We start from the raw sequence: 15503 nt of genomic DNA, 5'->3' as shown, positions 1-15503 counted from the left end.
CTGTTACGGGTACAACAGGGGGGCTGCGCAGCAGCCCCTTTTTCTGCGCAAAGAGTCGCCGAATGGTTCCCCGGGCCTGTCCAGCGACCACGGCAGTTGCTTCGCGTTATACTTCGCGCCTTTTGCCCGTGCCGGAATCCGCCCATGCGCCAGGTTTTGCTCATCGTCGATGTTCAGTCCACCTTCAGCCCACCCGAGTGGCTGGTCGATGGTTTGCGGCGGTTGTCAGCGAACATTCCCACCATAGCCTCGGTCGAGTTGCACGATGAACAGGTCACGCCGTTCGAGCGCCAGCTCGGTTGGCACCCGGCGGCCGAGGACGAAAGCCTGGTCGAGGCCGACCAGGTGTTCGTCAAGCATGGCTATGGGCAAAGTGCCGAAGCTATCGACTACATCCGGCAATTGGGTGTAGAGCGGGTGCTGGTGTGTGGGCTGCAGACCGAAACCTGCGTGCTGGCCGCCGGCTTTGCCCTGTTCGATGCAGGGCTGATGCCCACGCTGGTGACAGACATGACAATAGGGTCGTCGCTGGACCGTTCGGGCAAGCTGGGTACCGACCTGTGGAAGCACCACTTCCGCCAGGTCACTACCTCGGCCGAGGTGCTGGCTGAACTGGCCGGACGCACGTAGTGCATGCGCCGGCGGGGTCATCTTCGTTCAGGCAGAGGTGACGCGTTCAGCTGGATCGGCTCCACGCGCCTGGTGCTGTTTGCGCCTGCGGGTAAACAGCAGGCGCAACAGGGTGTTCCAGCAATAGCTCACCAGTACCCCTCCAGCGAGTGCCAGGGCCACCTCGAACAGCGGGTGCCTGAAAACATGCTCCGCCACCGACTCGAACTGGAAATGCGTCAGGTAGATATACAAGGTTGACGAAGCGATCACCGCACCTGCCCGTGCAACCAGGGCGGGTACTGGCACCGAGCGGAACCAGACAAGCGCCAGTATCGCTGGCAGGGCGATGTCGACATAGTGTGTGAGCGCTTGCCAGCCAACACCGGCAACCGCCATCAGGTCCAGCTCACCCACCACCAGCACGGCCACCGCACTGGCCACCCATTTGCGTGAGGTCGTGTCGGCATGGTGCACGGCCATGCCCAGCACCATCACCGCCAGGAAGTGCTGGGGTACACGGTTGAGCAAGGCACTGGCGTCGAATACGAACTGGTTGAGGAACACATCCAGCGCTACCAGTGCACAGGCAGCGATGATCAGCCAGCGAAACGGGTCGGCAACCAGCACCTGGCGCACGCGCTTGATCGACAGCACCAGGCCAATGATCACGATCATCTGCACCAACACTTCGATGTACCAATAGTTGAACAGGCTGACCTCGCTGGCGGGGAACCAGTTGGAAACCAGCAGCAGCGATTGCCAATGCAGCCGGTCGAATACCAGCTGGATCAATGCGGTATACAACAGTGTTGGCACCACGATGGCTGCCAGTGACCTGAGCAGCGTGCGTGCATCGCCACGCGCTTCGATGGCCTTGAGCTGAAAGCGCGCCAGGGCGATGCCGGAGACCAGAAACAGCACCGAGGTTTCGCCGACGATCAGCCAGTGGTCGAACTCGCCCAGGTGGCCGACCACAATCAGGATGATCGCGAGCATGCGGATGAACACCGGCATCTCCATCACCCGCCACGTACCTTTGGGTGGCGTACTCAGCTCGGCCAGCTGGCACACCGGCAGGGTTTCCCAACGTTCAGGCAGGTGGCCGATGAGTGCTTCGAGCACGCGCGAAGCCTGTACGAACGACAGCGAGTCGCCGCCCAGCTCGACAAAGCTCAACCTGGCGTCCAGGCGCGGCACCTGGAGGATGCGTGCCCAGGCTGTACTCAGCTTTTCGGCCAAGGGTGACAACGGTGGGCTGATACTGTCGTCAAATGCCGCAGGCAGCGCGCGTTTGTCGACCTTGCCGTTTGGGGTGAGCGGCAGGGCATCAAGGAACACGAACAGCGCCGGAACCATATAGTCAGGCAGCTGGCCGGCGAGGGCCTGGCGCAGTTCGTCAGCTCGGGTGGCCTGCTGTGCGACGCAATAGGCCACCAGCCGGGTCGATGCACCCTCGTGGTTGGCCAGGACCACGCATTGCCCTATGTGTGGGTGCCGGCTGATGGTGTTCTCGATTTCCGCCAGCTCGATGCGATGCCCACGGATTTTCACCTGGCTGTCAGCACGCCCCAGAAAACTGGCGCTGCCATCGGCCAGGTAGGTGCCCAGGTCGCCCGTGCGGTAACAGCGGTCAGCCGCGTCAGCGGTGAACGGGTTGGCGATGAATTTGGCTTCGGTCAGCCCCGGGTCGCCCCAGTAACCCCGCGACAGGTAGGGGCTGCGGATCAGGATTTCGCCTGTCTCGCCCTCGCTGACCAGCTGGTTGGCCGGGTTTATCACTAGCAATTGTGCATCGGCAATGCCTTTGCCCAAGGGCACCCGGGCAGTGTCCATTTCCGGGTCGAGGGTATGGAAAGCCATGGCCTGTGGGGTTTCGGTGGTGCCGTAGAAGTTCACATTGACGGCATTCGGTGCGATGGCGCGGACCTGCTGGTACTGCGTCGGGCTGAGTGCATCGCCACCCCAGAACAGGTAGCGCAGGTGGTCGAGAACCTGGCCGTTCAGGTGTGCGCCGGTTTCGATCAGCTTGCCCAGCGGCGGGGTGAGGTGGATCACGCTCACACCGTGCTGCTGAAGCCAGCTGGCCAGCCGTGAGGGGTCGGTCAGGGTCGACTGCGCCGGGCAGGCAATGGTTGCGCCAAGCGACAGTGGCGTGAACACGTCGCGGTATACCGGGTCGTGGCCCAGGCCAGAAAGCAGCGAGAAGGTGTCGGCCTGGGTAAAGCCGTGCTGGCGCACATGCCAGTCGATGAAGTGCACCAGCGGTGCGTGGTGGGTAACGATGCCCTTGGGTTCGCCGGTGCTGCCCGAGGTGAAGGTGATGTAGGCCGGCTGCTCAGGGCTGACAGCGGGCAGCGCGACAGGTTGGCGAGGGAAGGCCTGCAGCGCCTCCGCGGGGGCTTCGGGCACCGTGACGACCATGGGCTGGCCGACGTCGACGGTTGCCTCGGCACAGCGCAGTATCACCGCAGGCTTCAGGGTGTTGACGATTTGCTCTATACGCGCGGCAGGGTAAGCGGCGTCAGCCACGGTGAAGGCCAGGCCGGCACGCAGGCAGCCGAGCATGGCGTATACCAGGGCGGCGCTGCGGCGGGTGACGATGACCACACGATCGGTGCCGCTGGTGGCGTTTTTAACCAGAAACGCGGCAATGCCCGCGCTGATCTGCTCCAGTTGGGAGTAGTTGCAGGTTGTGTGCTGGCCAATGATGGCAATGGCCGCCGGGCAGCGGCTGGCCTGCTGGATGAAAGCGTGGTGAATGGGCTGTTCGGCACGGTACTCCAGGCACAGCGTCGGGTTCGGGCGCAGGTCCGGCATGATGATCGAGTGCTCCGCAGGAACGTTGGGCTGGCTGGTAGCACAACGCTAGTGCAGGCTGGCTGATGGCGCCAATATTTGAAGGCTGCCTTGCGATAGCCGGGCAGGTCCAGGGCCGCAAGCGTGCCCCCATAAAACCCTGCTAACCATACGGGTTAGCGGTTGTTCCATGGGAGCCGCCTTGCGCTGCGACATGGATTGTCACAGGCCTGATTTTCAGGCCACATCCACGAGCACGATCTCGCTGTCCTCGATGGCGGTCACCCGCAGCACCGCTTCCTGCTCGATCGCCACGCCATCGCGCGCCTTGGCCCGCAATCCGTTGATCTCCACCAGCCCCTTGGCCGGCACCAGGTAACCCCGGCGTTCGGCATCGAAGCGGTACTCGGCGGTTTCACCGGCTCGCAGGGTGGCAGCCACCAGGCGGGCATCGGTACGGATCTGCAGGCTGTCCTCGTCACCCGCGCGGCCGCTGGCCAAGGTCACGAAGCCCTCACCGCGCTCGCCTTTGGGGAACGGCCGGCTACCCCACTGCGGTGCTTCACCGGTGCGCTCCGGCACGATCCAGATCTGGAAAATACGTGTGTCGATATCTTCCAGGTTGTACTCGCTGTGCACGATGCCGGTACCGGCGCTCATGACCTGAACATCACCGGCTTCGGTACGGCCCTTGTTGCCCAGGCTGTCCTGGTGGCTGATCGCGCCTTCACGCACATACGTGATGATTTCCATGTCGCGGTGCGGGTGCGGCGGGAAGCCGCTGCCGGCTGCGATCAGGTCGTCGTTCCAAACCCGCAGGTTACCCCAGTGCATGCGTGCCGGGTCGTAGTACTCGGCAAACGAGAAATGGTGGTGGGCATCGAGCCAGCCATGGTTGGCGTGGCCGAGGCTTTCGAAGGGTCGCAGTTGCAGCATGGTCGTGCTCCTTGAATCAGTGGAATGACGTCATGATGCGCTAAAGAAACATCGAAAATAAGCGTAAATATCGGCTTAAAACAATCTGTTTAATAGATGTTTTTGCTGCGGCGTTTTATTCGCTTCATCGCCTAATCCACTGATCTGCAAGCATTCGCTGGCGATTTTTCGTCGATGCGGCGAACATGCCTGCTGTTTTGATTTTCAACGGAGTGACCGTGGCCCACGAGCAACCCCTGGCCCCCGCCGACCTTACCCCTCCTGCCCAGTTGCCCTGGTTTCGCCGCCTGGCCGCCCGCCTGCTGGGGCGTGGCCTGACCCGCCTGCAAGCCCAGCACCGCGACTCGTGGTTCCTCGGCCACGCCACAGGCCAGCGCACTGGCCATGCCGATGGTGTGCGTGAGGGGTTCGAGCGTGGTCGGGTGGAGGGCTTTGAAGCGGGGCGCCAAGTGCTGGTGATCCGCGATACGCGCCCCGACAGCGCCGCCGTGCCAGGCCAGGATGACAACTTGTTCGACGACTGGCGCCTGCCGTTGACGGCCGAGTTGAAGAAGCGCTTCAAGGCCGATGTCGCCCAGCGCCTGCCTGCCGAAGCCCAGCCCAGTGCCGCGCAATGGAAGCTGATCTTCAGCGACACCCCATCTACCTGCGTGGTGGCAGGCGCCGGGGCAGGCAAGTCCACGTCGCTGGTGCTGCGTATCCTGCTGCTGCGTCATTACCTGGGTTACGAGCTGGATGCGATGACCGTGGTCACCTTCACCCGCGAATCGCGCAAGGACTTCATCAAGCGCCTGCTGCAGGTGTTCGCCCTGTGGCAGATCAACCTGCAGCCTGTGCAGGCCCGCGAGCTGGTGCGCACGTTCCATTCGCGCATCCTGCCGCTGGTGCGCAGCCTGCCGGGCTTCGGCCAGGTGCGTGCATTTGAAACACTGGGCCACGAGATGCCTGCGGGGCGTGAGGCCGAGGCCGACAGCAACCCGTTCGACCTGCGCCTGAACGATGCCCAGCGCCAGCAGCTGAACCAGTGCTACAGCAGCTTGCTGGGCGAGAGCCCGCGTTTTGCCGAGCTGGTCGGCCAGTTGCGCAGCGAAGCCTTGCAACTGAAACCGCTGGACCCGAACAACCCCGATGTGCAGAAGCGCGCACAGGTGACCCAATTGGCCGCCCAGCGCGACGAAGAACTGTGCGACGTGATCGAGGACCTGTGGTTTGCCGCCGGCGTCTGGCCGATCAAGGGCATCGAGCCCTGCCGCGAAACGGTCGACATCCGTGGCAGCCGCTTCCATGTGCATGGCCGCCTGGAAGGCCAGGGGCCTTTGGTGGTGCTGGGCTTCGACCCCGCACAAAGCGCGCAATACCAGCGCCCCGGCGCCAAGCTGACCGTGCGTGCCGAGTGGGCGGTCAAGCGCACACTGTTGCAGGCGTTCTGCGACAGGCCGCTGATCTGGCTCGACAACTACGCCATGGCCAGGCGCCTGGCGGCATCGTTGGCGGGCGATGCCGTGGCCGGTCCTGGCTTCGAGTACAAGGTCAAGGGCGAACTGGCCCCGGCGCCGCTGCTGGATGCGTTCGTCAGTGCCGCCAATTTCATCGAAAACCTTGGGTTGGAGGTGAACAATGCGGTGGCGGCGATGAGCTTCCCGTCCGGCGATAGCGATGCACTGTTCTTCGAGGCCCTGGCGCTGTACTGGAAGGCCCTGGAAGCGCACCTGCTGGATCAGTCGCCGCCGGTGATGAGCTACAACCGCATGTTCGCCCTGTTTGGCGAGAACAACCCAGAAAACCTGCACTTACTGCCCGATCCGTTGCTGCGGCCGCTGGCGCACCTGATGATCGACGAGTTCCAGGACGTGTCGCCGCAGATCGTCAGCTGGTTGCGTGCCTGCCTCGCTGAAATACGGCGCCGCGGCCCGGCCATGCACACCGGGCGCCATGCCCAGCATTCGTCGTTGCTGTGCGTGGGTGACGACTGGCAATCGATCTACGGCTGGCGTGGCAGTTCGCCCAAGTATTTCATGGAGTTCACCAAGGCGTTCCCGTCGCCGGCCAACACGCGGGTGATGCTGGTCGACAACTACCGCTGCCAGCAACAGGTGATCGATGCGGCCGAGCACCTGGTCAAGGGCACCCCGGCGATTGCCGGCAAGAAAGCCCGCGCCAGTGGCCCGGCGGCCGAGTTGCCCGGCTCGCCGGTCAAGGTGTTCGACCGTGACGAGGCTGCGTTGGGCGAAACGCTTGTCGAGCACTACCAGCGGGGTGAGACGGTCATGATGCTGTACCGCAAGGGCAGTGACCGGGCCTTGATGAACGAGCACCTGCAAAGCGTGCTGCACGCCGAGGCGGCGCTACCGGCCGAACAGCGCCGGCTGCGCCAGCTGACCTATCACAGTGCCAAGGGTTTGCAGGCCGATGCGGTGTTCATGCTGGGTGACTGCCAGTACCTGACCAGCTCACCCTACAAGAACCAGGTATACCGCCAGGCCGGGCTGGGCAAGGCAGGTGATGCCCAACCGTTCGATACGGCACAGAAGGAAGAAGTGCAGCGCTTGGCCTACGTGGCGGTGACCCGTGCAGTACAGCACTGCTATTGGCACGTGGAGGCCGCCAATGGTGACGCCGCAGCGGCCCCACGGGCGTCCAGCCAGGTGGACGGCAAGCAGGCCTTCTTCGAAGACCTGCGCGGGCAGTGAGTGGGGTCAGCGGCCGATTGTTTGCGTCTGGCGGGTGAGGCTGATCAGCAGACCGGTTTCAACCTGCTGCTGCTCGGCAGTCAGCGCGTCAACGCCCTGGCGATACTGCTGCTCGTTGAGCACTACGCGACGTAGCCTGCCGTCAGCATCCACCGGGCTTTCAGGCATGACCCTGGCCAAGGCTCGTCGCACCGAGCTGTCCAGGGATGTCACCGGCTCGGCGGTTTCATCCAGGCAGTAATAGAGGTAATCAAGGCCTGGCCGCCAAAAGTCGGTGATCAGGCTGAACTGGGCCGCATGCTCTCGTTTCAAGTACTCGACCCAGCCCGGCTGCTGGGTCAACCATTGCTCCCGAGCGATGGCATCCCTGTCCAGGGAAAGGACCGCAGCTTTCACCATTTCGATGATTGTGTCGTTGATTCTGGCCGTATTGCGGTACAGCATGCCTCGGCTCGGCTCGGGGTAGTCCAGCGCGCTGGCCAACGACTGGCGCAAGGCCAAACGTACCTCCACATCGTCCACCAGCCCCGTTTGAAGTTCGCTGTCCGGAAAGGCTGAGGGGTCGTCGAGCTCATCGTAGGGGGGGAGGTTTTCATCGAAGGCCCCGTCGAGCAGCGCCTGTTTGCGCAAGGACCTTCTCCAGCTGATGCGATCGGCCAGTTGATTGACCTGACTGCGTCGATACAACTTGCCATACAGGCTCAGTAGATCAGCCGGCCGACTGCCGGCGACGGCTGCAGCTTCGTGGGCCAGCACTTCTATCTCCAAGGCACTGAACGCGTCGGCACCCGCGTCGCCACAGGTTGGCGGGAAGTCGCCGGCCACGGTGGCGAGGCGCTCACGCAGCACGGTGTCGTGGGCAGCGTCATCCAGCAGCTTCCAGACGCGCGTCCTCAGGGCCTCGCCATCACGCTGCGCTTCTGCCGACTGGGCAAGACGTTCGAGTACGCCCAGCAGCGCTGCGTTTTCACCTTGGTCGAACAGATCGCTCCACAGCTGCTCCTCGGCATTGCTCGCCTCGCCACGGAAAACGCCTTGCCACAGTGGCACGTCTTCTGCGTGCTCGAAGACGTTGACGCCGCTGCTGCCCAGGCGTGCACGTGTCTGGGCTTCCAGGGTGTTGTAGTTGAACAGCCAGCGGCGCTCCGGCAAGTGCGCGGCGACATCGCGGGCAAACGGGGTACGCAGCACACCAGGCAAGTCTGGCAGGGTACGAATGCGGTTGGACGAAAGGTTCAGATAGCGCAGTTGGTACTGGGGCTGGCTCATCAGGACGGTCAGGCTGTCGGGCCACTGCTGCAGTTCGCAACGCTCAAGCTCCAGGTGGACAAGACGGGCCATGAAGCGCAGGTCGGGTGCCAGTTGCAGTGGGTTACCTGACAAGTGCAGTAGTACGGGGTGGATCATGTCCTGAAACTGGGCGGCAAGGCTTTCGTCGAGGGTGATTTGATTGTGGGCCAGGCCGAGGGCATCCAGGGGCAGGCGCGTCAGGAAGCCCAAACTGGTGGTGTCGAGTTGCAGCCGGTTGCGACTGAGCCACAGGAGTCGCAAGCCGGGCATTGCCCCGATGGCCTGTTGGGCGGTGGGTGAAAGGGTGGTCAGGCCATTGTCTGTCAGGCCCAGCTCGCGTAGCCGCGGTGCCGACCTCAGCGCCTCGAACAGTGTTTCTGCATCGATGTCCGGGTTGCCGACGATTTCCAGGGTTTCCAGGTTAGGGAAGTTCGTCAGGAAGCTGCCCTCCAGGCGCCGCATCTGCAGCCCCTCGAGCCTGAGATTGCGAATATGCGGCATGCGTGCAGTGAAAGCGGGTAGCGCTTCGAGCTGCATACGGTCCAGTACCAGTGTTTCGGCTTGCGCGCCACCTTCACGGCGGGAAGCGCTCATCAGTCGCTCGGTGCATTGCTGGCGATCAAAGCGCTCTTCAAGGGTGCGGGCGGTGCTTACCCAACGGTTGAGATCTCGGTTGAGAGTACGCTGCTCGACCTCCAGCTGGTTGATCGCGCTACCCAGGTCGCCTCCTCGAGCCAGTTCGGCTTGTAGCCCGGTGATTTGCTCGCTGCTGAGTTCGGGGTAGAGCGCCCGGAGTCGACGTGCAGCCGGCAAGGCGCGTCCTTGCAGGCCTCGGCCGCTCAGGGGATAGCCCAGCCGGCCGTTGGCCAATCGCAAAGGGGAGCGGAACCTGGGGTTGATGGGCTGTTGGCCAAGCAGTGAGGCGCAGTGCTGGCGATCACCTAGGGCGAGTTGCAGCAACCGGGCCGGTTCAGCCTGCGGGTGCGCGGCTTGCAGCGCCTGCTTGATGCGTAGACTGTCGTCGTTGGCCAGGCTGGGCCTGAACAGGCCGAGGAGGGCACGATCAAGCCGCGCTCGAGCTTGCAGAAGGCGTGCTTCCTCGGCAATGCGAAGCGGCACTCGTCCGTTTGTCAGACGTTCCCGTTCGGCGTTGCTGATGTTGGCAAGCAACTCTTCAAGCGCGCTGTCCGGCAGCCCGGGAAACTGCCGGGCGAGGGTTTGTGCAGTGGGTGGGTGTGTGGGACGGCGTCTTTGTTGCAGGCTCTCGAACAGCGCCTCGCGATGCTGTTCCAGGTGTTGCGCGAGTTTGTTGTTCAGTGCTGATGATCGGTGCTCGGTGGGTGTGTCACCGAGCAACTGCTCAATGGCTTCTTCATCCATCTGATCCAGCACGGTTTGGCTCAACTGGCCATTGTCCAGGTCGGTACGGGTAATTTCGATTTCTGTCTGGCCCAGCGTGTGAGGGGGGCCGTAGCGCAACGATTCGCCCCAGGGTTCTGGCCCTTGGTAAACCTTCAGCACGTTCCCCTCGGGCCACCCCGGCAGGCGCAGCAACTCAGGCAAGGCAAAGTTCTTGTACGCAGCCAGCGGCAACCCATGGCGTACGCAGTTGATGATCTGTTGTGTCTGATTGTCCAGTTGCAACCGCTGCAGCGTGTCGATCAACAAAGCGGGTGGAGGCAGGCCCGCTGCCTGGGCACGGCGCAGCACGTCTGGATCGGTACCGGTAGTGCGCATGGCATGGTCCAGTTCGCTGTCGTCCAGGCCTGCGCTATGGCTGCCGAGGCGGCGCGCAAGCTGTTCACGTTCCCATTCCAGAGGCTGTTCATGGGCCAGTTGCCAGCGGGCGTTACCATGATGCAGCAAGCGTGGGGCATAGGCCTGCGCATCCTCGGGGTGGCGCACGCGCCATTGCTGATCAACGCCCAGAAACACCTCGTACAGGGTCCCATCCAGCTTCAGGTAGGTCTTTCCGTCGACGTGCACATGGCCGAGCAAATCGGGTTGAGCCCCCTCAGGAATAGCCGCCGTGCTCGCATAGGGTTTCATGTCGGGGTGCCAAAGCACTTCCTTGTCTTCATGCCATACACTTTTCAGTGCATCGACAAAGCCAGACGCCTGGACGATCCTGGTGCCCACTGCAAAGCCGGCAATCACGCCCGCGTTGATGGCCAATGATTCCAGCTGCGCCAGTGCCTGCCGGGTATCACCTTCTTCCCAGGCCTCGAACCCGGTGAAAACAGAGCTCATCAGGTCGTATGCAAAAACGCCTAGCATGACCGTGTTCAACCCCGGCACGAAGAACGCGGCGACATTCAGCACGTTCATCCCCAGGTCGAACCAGTACTTCAGACGCTCATTGCGGGCGTTGGCGTCGACTTCGGCGGTAGGGACTGCAATGGTTTTTGCGTCGGCCTTCATGCGCGCAAGGTGTGCGTTGTATAGGTTCGTCCAAGGGTCGGTTCGGATTGGCGAGAGCGTGAAAGGGATCACTGGCATGATGCGGGGTTTGCGTATGCCCGCTTCATCCTCTTCGAACAGCGCAATTTCCAGCTTAACGGCAAGTTCTTTTTGCCTGTCCTTGTAGGCGAAATGCACCAAGGCGCGGCGAAACTCGCTTTGCAATAGCCGGCTGCGCAGGTGCTTGCCCGCTTCCTGACGAGAAGCGAACTCCCTTACCGGGTGCTCGCTGTCGCCAGGGACATACACAATGCAGGGGTTAGTGCGGTAAGGGTTGTCTGGCCCGATGAACAGTACTTCGTGGACGGGGACATCGAAGAGGTTGAAGTTCCAGCAATGCAACGCCTCGTTGTCATAGGTGGGGTGAGGGCTGCCGTCGCACAGCTGCGCAAGCGCATCGAGCCCGGCCTCGCTCAGCAGGCCTTTGAGCCTGGCGATCAATGCCTGGACCCTCAAGGCCTCACGGTTCGCTGCAATCGACAGGCGCTGGATTTCAGCGCGATTGGCGCCTTCATGGGTTGCAAGCAGATGGTCTTGATAACGTTTGCCAAGGTCCAGCGCCCGACAATGCCTGACGAAGTCCGCCATCGTCAGGCCTGCCAGGGGCGTGTCGCTGCCAGCGGCGTTGGTGAGCCTGCTGTAAGGACCGACTTCGTCCAGCCCCTCGAAGTTGTGCAGGGCAGCCTCCAGCAAACTGCGTGTTTGCGGCTGGCCTACGGGGCGGGTGGCCAGCACATCCGCTTCCACGTCCGGGACCAAAGGCGTTTCCACATCGGGAACGCCAACCCAGATGTTGGCCTCTGACTCAAAGGGCTGGAAGACATACTGCGCTCTGTCTACGGGTACATTCAGCTTCAACCGCTCGGTCAACAGTGGGCCGCAGAACGCGATGATGTCCTTGAACTCGCCTAGCGCCTGTTTGACTTGCGCCAGCCGTTTGTTACGGGTTTGCAATGCGTTGTGCAACTGCTCACGCGTTGGCTCATCGGCAGTGGCATACCACGCGTAAGGGCTGCCATCTTCATCGAGATATTCCTTGTACAGGCTCTGCACCACCTTGCGCGTATGCGTCGGATGGAGCGCCTTGCTCCATTTCGGTAATGAGCGTGTTATCTGGTTTTGATGCAACGGTGTCGGGGTTGTCATGGTCACCATCTCTTTTGTGGGGGGAGATAGTCCACGCTGATCAAGGCGCCGGGGTGCGGTAGATAGTTGTTGGCCGCGGTCGGTCCTGCGTATGCGCGGGTCGGTGGGGGGCTGGCAGCGAGGGAGCATCTGCGAGAGGGTGAGGCAGGTCATGGTGCAGGCTTCAGCCAAGGAGAATTGCAATGCGTTCGCTGTGCAGTCCGAAAGATCACCTGCTAGACCTCGATGGCGTTGAAATAGCGGTTCGCACCTGGGGGGCAGAAGACGGTATTCCCATATTGGCCTTGCATGGCTGGCTGGATAACGCTGCCTCGTTCGAGCGCCTGGCACCGATGCTGGACGGCTGCTTCGTGGTGGCCCCCGACCTGATCGGCCATGGCCGTTCTGGCCATCGTCGCCACGACAGCGGCTATTACCTGTGGGAGCATGCCGAAGACATGCTGGCGGTAACCGACAGCCTGGGCCTGGCGCAATTTCATGTGCTGGCCCATGGGATGGGCACCGGTATAGCATCGCTGCTGGCGGCCATGACCAGTGGCATTGCCAGCATGACCTTCCTCGACGGCATGGGGGCACCGTTCACGGTGGCCGAGGATGACCGGGTGCAGCACCTGGCGCGGGCCTACCGGCTCAAGCGCATGGTACAGCGCAGCCAGTTGCCGGGTTTTGCCGAGCCGGATGTTGGTCGCTTCGACGACCTGGACAACGCCCTGGCGCAACGCCGCGAGCGGCTGGACACCGAACTGTCGGAAGGTGCCGCTCGGCTGCTGGCGCTGCGCGACCTGCTACAGCTGGACGATGGCTATTGCTGGCGCCACGACCCGCGACTGGTATTGCCCGAACCCATGCCACTGACCGAGCGCGAAGCCTGCGACCTGCTCAGCCAGATCCGCTGCCCGTTGTACCTGCTGTTCGGCCGCCAGGGGGCCTTCACCGGCGAGGCCTTTACCCGGCGTCAGGCCGCCTTGCCCAGCCAGGCGAAAGTCTCCTGGCACCCAGGTGGGCACCACTTCCACCTGGATGCGCCGGACCGGGCGCTGGTCGACCAGTTGCTGCGTATCCTGACGCGCCATGAAGGGGGCGTACTGCAACGCTTGGTGAACGAGTAGCTGATTCTGGTCACGCCGGGTGAACCTGGGCTATGGTGGCGAACGTATTCACAAACACGCCACAGGGAGCCCGGCATGCGGCCTTTCACCATCAAGCACATCGACCACCTGGTGTTGCGGGTCAGCGACCTGCCGCGCAGTGTTGCCTTTTACACCGAACTGCTTGGCTGCACCGTCAGCCGCGTGCGCGAAGACCTGGGCATGGTGCACCTGGCCACGGGCACGGCGATGATCGACCTGGTAACCCTGGATGGCCCGCTGGGGCAGCCAGGCGGAGCTGCACCGGGCGTGGAAGGGCGCAACCTGCACCATTTCTGCCTGCGCATCGAGCCGTTCGACGAGGCCGCGTTGACGGCCTATCTGGAAGCCGCCGGGGTAAAGGTGGAGCCTGCCGAGAAGCGTTATGGTGCCGAAGGGGAGGGGCTTTCGCTGTACTGCTACGACCCGGATGGTAATCAGGTCGAGTTGAAGGGGCCGGTAGTGCCTGGCGGGTGAAACCGCCCCCGCCAAAATCGTCAGCCAACCCGCTATCGCCCGGCACCCCGGTGCTGCGTGTCGTACAGGCCGCCCTCTCGTGCAGGGCCCGGCGGGTGGATATCCAGCCAATCCCGATTATGCTTCATGAACCTTGCTGCGATCCGAGGCGGCCCGCCTCGTCGTGCTTCGCGCAACCAAAGCAAGCGCCAGGGCCTGGGTGCGACGGTGAAGTGAGTGTGAGGTGCTCCGGCCTGCATGACAACATGACGGAGGCAACCCATGGCGGTTCTCGACAGCACATCCACGGGCAGCGCGCCCCAACGCGGTATCACCAAGGAGGAGCGCAAGGTCATCTTCGCCTCGTCCCTGGGCACGGTATTCGAGTGGTACGACTTCTACCTGTACGGCTCACTCGCCGCGATTATCGCCAGGCACTTCTTCGCTGGCGTCAATGAAACCACCTCGTTCATCTTTGCCTTGCTGGCCTTTGCCGCCGGCTTTGCCGTCCGACCGTTCGGCGCCATCGTGTTCGGTCGCCTGGGCGACATGATCGGGCGCAAGTACACCTTCCTCATCACCATTGTCATCATGGGCCTGTCCACCGCAGTGGTGGGGCTGCTACCGGGCTACGCCACGATCGGTGTGGCCGCGCCGATCATCCTGATCACCCTGCGCTTGCTGCAGGGGCTGGCGCTGGGCGGTGAGTACGGCGGCGCGGCCACCTACGTGGCCGAGCATGCGCCCAAGGGCCGCCGCGGCTTTTTCACTGCCTGGATCCAGACGACTGCCACCCTGGGGCTGTTCCTGTCGCTGCTGGTGATCATGGCCTGTCGCACGGCCATGGGGACGGAAGCGTTCGAGGCCTGGGGCTGGCGGATACCGTTCCTGCTGTCGATTCTGCTGCTGGCGATTTCGGTGTACATCCGCCTGCAGCTGAACGAGTCGCCGGTGTTCATGAAGATGAAGGCCGAGGGCAAGGCATCCAAGGCGCCCCTGACCGAATCGTTCGCCCGCTGGGACAACCTCAAGGTGGTGATCATGTCGCTGCTCGGCGGCACCGCCGGCCAGGCCGTGGTGTGGTACACCGGGCAGTTCTACGCGTTGTTCTTCCTGTTGCAGACGCTCAAGATCGAGGCGCAGACCGCCAACCTGCTGATTGCCGGTTCACTGTTGATCGGCACACCATTCTTCATTTTCTTCGGCAGCCTGTCCGACCGGATTGGCCGCAAGAAAATCATCATGGCCGGCTGCATCATCGCCGCGCTGACCTACTTCCCGATCTTCAAGGCACTGACCGAGTACGGCAACCCGGATGTATTCGTTGCCCAGGAGCAGAACCCGGTTGTGGTGGTGGCCGACCCGGGCCAATGTGCATTCCAGTTCGACCCGGTGGGCAAGGCCAAATTCACCAGCTCCTGCGACATTGCCAAGAGCCTGCTGGCCAAGCGCGCCATCCCCTATACCAATGAAGCGGCGGAGCCCGGCAGCGTGGCACAGATCCGCATTGGCGAACGGGTATTGCCGAGCTTTGATGGCAGCAGCCTGGCGGCGGCCGACTTCAAGGTGCAAAGCGAAGCGTTTACCGCAACCCTGAGTGGTGCATTGAAAGAGGCGGGCTACCCGGAAAAGGCCGACCCGGCGAAGATCCACTACCCGATGGTGCTGTTGCTGCTGACCATTCTGGTGATCTACGTGACCATGGTCTACGGGCCGATTGCCGCTTGGCTGGTGGAGCTGTTCCCGGCGCGCATCCGCTACACCTCGATGTCGCTGCCTTACCACATCGGGAATGGCTGGTTCGGCGGCTTCCTGCCGACCGTGGCGTTTGCCATGGTGGCAGCGACCGGGGATATCTATTACGGCTTGTGGTACCCGATCGTGATTGCCGTGATGACAGCGGTGCTGGGGATCTTCTTCCTGCCGGAGACCAAGGATCGGGATATCACTCACACCTGAAGGTCGAGTTTGCCTGTGCCGGCCCCTTCGC

At 62.8% G+C, this 15503-nt stretch carries 8 protein-coding genes; 5 read left to right on the top strand and 3 right to left on the bottom strand.

Annotated features, from left to right (window positions below):
- Positions 1-144: 144 nt before the first annotated feature.
- The gene (locus ACF8O8_RS15120; protein ID WP_143493682.1) at positions 145-630 is read left to right on the top strand and encodes an isochorismatase family protein; all 486 of its coding nucleotides are present in this window, start codon (positions 145-147) and stop codon (positions 628-630) included.
- A 27-nt stretch (positions 631-657) separates the two neighbouring features.
- Here the strand turns inward: ACF8O8_RS15120 and ACF8O8_RS15115 are convergent, their stop codons facing one another.
- Both ACF8O8_RS15115 and ACF8O8_RS15110 read right to left on the bottom strand, forming a co-directional pair.
- Positions 658-3429 (bottom strand): amino acid adenylation domain-containing protein, encoded by a 2772-nt coding sequence (locus ACF8O8_RS15115; protein WP_392509915.1) that lies wholly within the window; start codon positions 3427-3429, stop codon positions 658-660.
- 216 nt (positions 3430-3645) lie between these two features.
- On the bottom strand, positions 3646-4344 hold the full coding sequence (locus ACF8O8_RS15110; protein ID WP_010953491.1) for a pirin family protein: 699 nt from the start codon (positions 4342-4344) through the stop codon (positions 3646-3648).
- 185 nt (positions 4345-4529) lie between these two features.
- Here ACF8O8_RS15110 and ACF8O8_RS15105 point away from each other — a divergent pair, with 185 nt between their 5' ends.
- Entirely contained in the window at positions 4530-7034 is a 2505-nt protein-coding gene (locus ACF8O8_RS15105; RefSeq protein ID WP_350297679.1) for a UvrD-helicase domain-containing protein, read from the top strand.
- A gap of 6 nt (positions 7035-7040) precedes the next feature.
- Here the strand turns inward: ACF8O8_RS15105 and ACF8O8_RS15100 are convergent, their stop codons facing one another.
- A complete protein-coding gene (locus ACF8O8_RS15100; RefSeq protein ID WP_392509914.1) occupies positions 7041-11930 on the bottom strand; it encodes an NEL-type E3 ubiquitin ligase domain-containing protein in 4890 nt (1629 codons plus the stop codon).
- A gap of 182 nt (positions 11931-12112) precedes the next feature.
- On the opposite strand from ACF8O8_RS15100, the gene ACF8O8_RS15095 reads away from it, so the two are divergent.
- From ACF8O8_RS15095 to ACF8O8_RS15085, 3 genes are all read left to right on the top strand, one after another.
- On the top strand, positions 12113-13039 hold the full coding sequence (locus ACF8O8_RS15095) for an alpha/beta fold hydrolase (RefSeq protein WP_010953494.1): 927 nt from the start codon (positions 12113-12115) through the stop codon (positions 13037-13039).
- A 75-nt stretch (positions 13040-13114) separates the two neighbouring features.
- Positions 13115-13534: a VOC family protein gene (locus ACF8O8_RS15090; protein WP_003250810.1), complete on the top strand. Its 420-nt coding sequence runs from the start codon at positions 13115-13117 to the stop codon at positions 13532-13534.
- A gap of 261 nt (positions 13535-13795) precedes the next feature.
- Complete coding sequence (locus ACF8O8_RS15085; RefSeq protein WP_064490777.1) at positions 13796-15472, top strand: MFS transporter; 1677 nt, start codon at positions 13796-13798, stop codon at positions 15470-15472.
- Positions 15473-15503: the final 31 nt, after the last annotated feature.

This window comes from Pseudomonas sp. TYF_14 (assembly GCF_043105275.1).
Lineage (GTDB): Bacteria > Pseudomonadota > Gammaproteobacteria > Pseudomonadales > Pseudomonadaceae > Aquipseudomonas > Aquipseudomonas alloputida.
Note: the sequence above shows the minus strand (reverse complement) of the source record. Positions and strands in the feature narration are given on the sequence as shown.

Excerpts from the sequence above, each read along its gene's own strand:
- ACF8O8_RS15090 (WP_003250810.1), top strand. The coding sequence starts at position 13,115 with ATGCGGCCTTTCACCATCAAGCACATCGACCACCTGGTGTTGCGGGTC.
- ACF8O8_RS15110 (WP_010953491.1), bottom strand. The coding sequence starts at position 4,344 with ATGCTGCAACTGCGACCCTTCGAAAGCCTCGGCCACGCCAACCATGGC.
- ACF8O8_RS15115 (WP_392509915.1), bottom strand. The coding sequence starts at position 3,429 with ATGCCGGACCTGCGCCCGAACCCGACGCTGTGCCTGGAGTACCGTGCC.
- ACF8O8_RS15100 (WP_392509914.1), bottom strand. The coding sequence starts at position 11,930 with ATGACAACCCCGACACCGTTGCATCAAAACCAGATAACACGCTCATTA.
- ACF8O8_RS15120 (WP_143493682.1), top strand. The coding sequence starts at position 145 with ATGCGCCAGGTTTTGCTCATCGTCGATGTTCAGTCCACCTTCAGCCCA.
- ACF8O8_RS15085 (WP_064490777.1), top strand. The coding sequence starts at position 13,796 with ATGGCGGTTCTCGACAGCACATCCACGGGCAGCGCGCCCCAACGCGGT.
- ACF8O8_RS15105 (WP_350297679.1), top strand. The coding sequence starts at position 4,530 with ATGCCTGCTGTTTTGATTTTCAACGGAGTGACCGTGGCCCACGAGCAA.
- ACF8O8_RS15095 (WP_010953494.1), top strand. The coding sequence starts at position 12,113 with ATGCGTTCGCTGTGCAGTCCGAAAGATCACCTGCTAGACCTCGATGGC.